This is a genomic window from Mycobacterium sp. TH-M106 (assembly GCF_057473765.1).
Genome location: NZ_JBYCLE010000404.1, coordinates 1 through 5,581, shown reverse-complemented (window position 1 = coordinate 5,581; position 5,581 = coordinate 1). Strand labels below are relative to the sequence as shown.

At 69.4% G+C, this 5,581-nt stretch carries 3 protein-coding genes; all 3 read left to right on the top strand.

Annotation, left to right across the window (positions count from 1 at the left end; genetic code table 11):
- On the top strand, nt 1–3,818 hold a 3,818-nt coding region (eccCa, locus tag AC2VOP_RS14295), incomplete at its 5' end, for a type VII secretion protein EccCa (RefSeq protein WP_486961584.1).
- Nucleotides 3,819–3,862: 44 nt separating this feature from the next.
- On the top strand, nt 3,863–4,171 hold the full coding sequence (locus AC2VOP_RS14290) for a PE family protein (protein WP_486961583.1): 309 nt from the start codon (nt 3,863–3,865) through the stop codon (nt 4,169–4,171).
- Nucleotides 4,172–4,173: 2 nt separating this feature from the next.
- A partial coding sequence (locus AC2VOP_RS14285) for a PPE domain-containing protein (protein WP_486961582.1) occupies nt 4,174–5,581 on the top strand: 1,408 nt, incomplete at its 3' end.

The window sequence follows — 5,581 nt, the reverse complement described above, 5'->3', positions numbered from 1 at the left end:
TGATCTCCCCGGTGATGCTGTTCTTCCCGTTCGCTCTGCTGGTGGCGGCGGCCGGCATCTACCGCGGCGGCGGGGACAAGTTGGCCCGCACCGTGGAAGTGGACGCCGAACGGGCCGACTACCTGCGTTATCTGTCTGTGGTACGGGACAACATCCGGGCCAGCGCCGCGAAGCAGCGGGCGGCTGCGCTGTGGTCGCATCCTGACCCGAGCGACCTGGCGGCCGTGCCGGGATCACGGCGCCAGTGGGAGCGCGACCCGCACGACGACGATTTCCTGGTGGTGCGCATCGGGCGGGATTCGGTGCCGCTGGCCAGTGCGGTGCGAGTGACCGACGCCGCCGACGAAATCGACCTGGAACCCGTGTCGCACAGCACGTTGCGGAGCATGCTCGACACCCAGCGCACGGTGCCCGACGTTCCGGTCGGGCTAGATCTGACCAGGGTGTCCAGGATCACCGTGCTCGGGTCCGCGGACTCCGACACCGGGTCCGGAAGCGACCCGGTGCGCGCCGCGCTGCGCGCTTGGGTTGCCCAGGCGGTCACCTGGCATGACCCGACGATCCTCGGGGTGGCGCTGGCCACGCCCGACCTGGAAGGCTCGGCGTGGTCCTGGCTGAAGTGGCTGCCGCACACCGACATTCCCGGCCGGATTGACGGCCTCGGTCCCGCCCGCTACCTTGCGAGCGACCCCGGCGAGCTGGCCGTGCTGCTGGAGCCAGCACTCGCTAACCGTCCGGCGTTCACCGGCGGTCCCGCCGAGACGTTGCGGCACCTGCTGATCGTCATCGATGACCCCGACTGGGACCCCAATGACCTGGCCGCATCGCCGTTCGCGGTTCCCCGAGCCGGGGTCACCGTCGTCTACCACGGTGCCACCGCTCCGCACCGCGAGCAGTATTCCGACCCGGAACGGTCGATCCTGCGCATCGGCGGCGGAGACCAACCGCAGATAGACCGCTGGCAGACCGGCGGCTGGCAGCGCTATGTCGCTCACGCCGACCAGCTCGGCGCGGACGAGGCAGCCCACCTGGCCCGCCGACTGTCGCGCTGGGACTCCAATCCGACCCATGCCGGGCTGCGGTCGGCAGCCACCCGGGGCGGCACTTTCACAACGCTGCTGGGTATTCCGGACGCGGCTTCCCTCGACGTCGCGACGTTGTGGGCGCCGCGGAGCCGGGAGGAGGAGCTGCGGGCCCCGATCGGGGTCACCGCCACCGGAGAACCGCTGATCTTCGACCTCAAGGACGAAGCCGAGGGCGGAATGGGCCCGCACGGGTTGATGATCGGGATGACCGGTGCCGGCAAGTCGCAGACGTTGATGGCGATCCTGTTGTCGCTGTTGACCACTCACCCCGCCGACCGGTTGATCGTGATCTACGCCGACTTCAAAGGCGAGGCCGGCGCCGACATCTTCCGCAACTTCCCCCAGGTCGTCGCGGTCATCTCGAACATGGCCGAGAAGAAATCGCTGGCCGACCGGTTCGCCGACACGTTGCGCGGCGAGGTGGCCCGCCGGGAGTCGCTGTTGCGCGAGGCCGGCCGCCAGCTGCAGGGCAGCGCGTTCAACTCGGTGACCGAGTACGAGAACGTTCGCGCACAGCGCGGGCCGGATGCCGACGACCTGCCGCCGATCCCGACGCTCTTCGTGGTGGCCGACGAGTTCACCCTGATGCTGGCCGATCATCCGGAATATGCGGAGCTGTTCGACTACGTCGCGCGCAAGGGCCGTTCGTTCCGCATTCACATCCTCTTCGCGTCCCAGACGCTGGATGTGGGCAAGATCAAAGACATCGACAAGAACACCTCCTACCGGATCGGGCTGAAAGTGGCCAGCCCCAGCGTGTCTCGACAGATCATCGGTGTCGAGGATGCCTACCACATTGAATCAGGCAGGGAACACAAAGGCGAGGGCTTTTTGGTGCCCGCGCCCGGCGCGGCGCCGATCAAGTTTCGCAGCACCTATGTCGACGGCATCTATGACCCGCCCCGCGAGTCGAGAGCCATTGTGACCCATGCTGATTCAGAGCCCAGGCTGTTCATTGCCGGTCCTGTGCCCTCCGACCAGGACGTGGTGCCGGTGGACAATACCGAGGAAGAGTCGGCCAGCCCGCCCCGCAAACTGATCACGACCATCGGTGACCAGCTGGCCCACTGCGGGCCGCGCGCTCCGCAGCTGTGGCTGCCGCCGCTGGACGAGCCGATCGCGCTGAGTGCCGTCCTGGCGCGCGCCGAGGTCGGCGAAGGGCAGCTGCGCTGGCCGCTCGGCGAGATCGACCGGCCGTTCGAGATGCGCCGCGACCTGCTGGTGTTCGACGCCCGTTCGTCAGCCGGCAACATGGTGATCCACGGCGGACCGAAGTCAGGCAAAACGACTGCGCTGCAAACCTTCGTCATGTCCGCCGCCAGTCTGCAGTCGCCGCGCGAGGTGACGTTCTACTGCCTGGACTACGGCGGCGGCCAGCTGCGGGCAGTGGCCGACCTTGCCCACGTCGGCAGCGTCGCCTCGGGCCTGCAACCGGAACGGATCCGGCGCACGTTCGGCGAGCTGGAGCAGTTGCTGGCCGACCGTCAGCGCCGGGAGACCTTCCGGGACACGGACGGCGGGGGTGCTCACGGATACCAGGACGGGTTCGGCGAGGTGTTCCTGGTCATCGACAACCTCTACGCATTCAGCCGCGACAACACAGATCAGTTCAACACCCGTAACCCGCTGCTGGCCAAGGTGACCGAGCTGGTCAACGTCGGCTTGGCGTACGGCATCCACGTGGTCGTCACCACCGGAAGCTGGCTGGAGGTGCCGCTGGCGATGCGCGACGGACTGGGCCTGCGGCTGGAGCTCAAACTGCACGACCCGCGGGACAGCAACGTCCGGGTAGCCGGAGCGCTGCACCGCCCGGCCGAGGCCGTCCCGGCCAACCAGCCGGGCCGCGGCCTGACGATGGCCGCCGAGCACTTCCTGTTCGCCGCGCCGGAGCTGGACCGGATTGCCGAGATCAATGCCCGTTATCCGGGTGTCACCGCGCCACCGGTGCGGCTCCTGCCCACCAGCCTGGCGCCGGATGCACTCGGCCCGCTGTATCCGGGCCCGGAGCGGATCGTCATCGGCCAGCGAGAGGAGGACCTGGCGCCGATCGAGCTGGACTTCGCCGACAATCCGCTGCTCATGGTGTTCGGCGATGCTAAGTCCGGCAAAACCACCCTGCTGCGCCACATCATCCGCACGGTGCGCGACCACAACACCGCCGACCAGGTGGCGTTCACCGTGATCGACCGGCGGCTGCACCTGGTCGACGAGCCGCTGTTCGCCGACAACGAATACACCGCTAACGTCGACCGGATTGTCCCGGCCATGCTGGGCCTGTCGGCCCTGATCGCGTCGCGTCAGCCGCCGGCCGGCCTGTCGCCTTCGGAACTGACCGGCTGGACCTACCACGGCCAGACGCACTACCTGATCGTCGACGACGTCGACACCGTCCCGGACACGCCCGCGCTGACCGGACCCTATGCCGGTCAACGGCCGTGGACCAACCTGATTCACCTGTTGTCCCAGGCCGGCGACCTGGGGCTGCGGGTGATCGTCACCGGGCGCGCGACCGGGTCGGCGCACGCATTGATGACCAACCCGCTGCTGCGCCGGCTCAACGACCTGCAGGCGACCACGCTGATGCTGTCCGGCAACCCGGCTGACAGCGGCAAGATCCGCGGACAGCGGTTCGGCCGGCTGCCCGCCGGACGGGCAATCCTGTTGGGCGACAGCGACAGTCCAACCTATGTTCAGCTGGTCAACCCGCTGGTCGATTCGAGGCTCGTGCGATGAATGTCCGTGCCGGAGCACATAAGAGCGGGTAAGGAGGATCTGCCATGACCTTACGAGTGGTCCCCGAGGGCCTGGCGGCGGCCAGCGCGGCGGTCGAGGCGTTGACCGCCCGGCTGGCGGCGGCCCAAGCCGCTGCCGCGCCGCTGATCACCGCGGTCGTGCCGCCGGCCGCCGACCCGGTGTCGTTGCAGACCGCGGCGGGCTTCTCCGCCCAGGGCCGCGAACACGCCGCGGTGGCCGCCCAAGGTGTCGAAGAGTTGGGTCGCGCTGGGGTGGGCGTGGGCGAGTCCGGCGTCAGCTACGCCACCGGGGATGCCGCCGCGGCGGCGACGTATCTGGGCGCGGGCGGCTGACGATGGTAGCCCCGGTCTGGATCGCCTCCCCGCCGGAGGTGCATTCGGCATTGCTCGCCAGCGGCCCGGGCCCGGGTCCGCTGCTGGCTGCCGCCGGGGCGTGGACCTCGCTGAGCGCTGAATACGCCATGGTCGCAGAGGAACTCACCGCACTTCTGGCGAACGTGCAAGCCTCGGCATGGCAGGGTCCCAGCGCTGAGCAGTACATGTCCGCGCACATGGCGTACCTGGCGTGGTTGACCCAGGCCAGCGTCGACAGCGCCGGAGTGGCCGCGCGGCACGAGGCAGCCGCCTCGGCCTATGCCACCGCGCTGGCAGCCATGCCGACACTGGCCGAGCTGTCGGCCAACCACACGACCCACGCGGTGCTTGTCGCCACGAATTTCTTCGGCGTCAACACCATCCCGATCGCGCTGAACGAAGCGGACTACGTACGGATGTGGATCCAGGCGGCCACCACGATGGGCACCTACCATGCCGTCTCCGGTTCGGCTTTGGCGTCGGCGCCGCGCACCGCTCCGGCGCCGACGGTGTGCAAGACGAAGAACGCCTTGCCGGCCGCCAGCCAACCGACGGCGGGGTCGGATTTCTTCACCCGGATGGTGAACCAGCTCATCCATCTGGTCCGTAATCCGTCTCAGGCGATCACCGCCATCATGGCGAACCCGACTGCCTGGATTCCGCTGCTGTTCTTCATCGGGTACGAGGCGTTCTGGATCCCCACCGGATTTACGCTCTGGGGGTTGATGTTGAGCGCTCCGGCGATCACTGTGCCGATCGCGATCAGCCTGGGCGTCAGTTATCTGGCGATGCTGGGCACGGCCGCACCCGTCGTCATCCCGGCTGCGGCGCCGACCACGGCACCGGTCGGTGCTGAGCAACCCGGCGCCGTGGTGGCGGGTTTCGCGTCCGGTAGCGCCACCACTGGCGCGCCGGCGGCGCCCGCCGGGGCAGGCGTGGCGGCGGGCGCGGCGCCGTCGGCGCCGGCGACCGGCGTGGCGGGCTTTGGCTACCTGGTGGGAGCTGCCGATCCCGACACCGGGCTCGGACCGACGCTGGGCGACCGCGCCACAGCAGCAGCCCCAGCCGTCCGGGTGCCGGCCGCCGCGGCGGCGGCGCGGGCGTCGGCCCGAGAACGGGACCGGGCGCGGCGACGACGGCGGGCGACGATGCGCGGTTTCGCCGACGAGTTCATGGATGTGGCCTCCGACACCGGTCCCGATACCGCGGCGCCGGTGACGGCATCGGAGGCGGGGGTGGGCGCGTTGGGGCTGGCTGGCACGACGCGCAAGCCGCGGGTTGCGGTGGCGGGGTTGACCACGCTGGCCGATGACGGATTCGGCGGCGGGCCGCGAATGCCGATGCTGCCGGAGACCTGGGGGGATGACGAGTCCGAGTCAGAGTCGGAAT

Excerpts from the sequence above, each read along its gene's own strand:
- AC2VOP_RS14290 (WP_486961583.1), top strand. The coding sequence starts at position 3,863 with ATGACCTTACGAGTGGTCCCCGAGGGCCTGGCGGCGGCCAGCGCGGCG.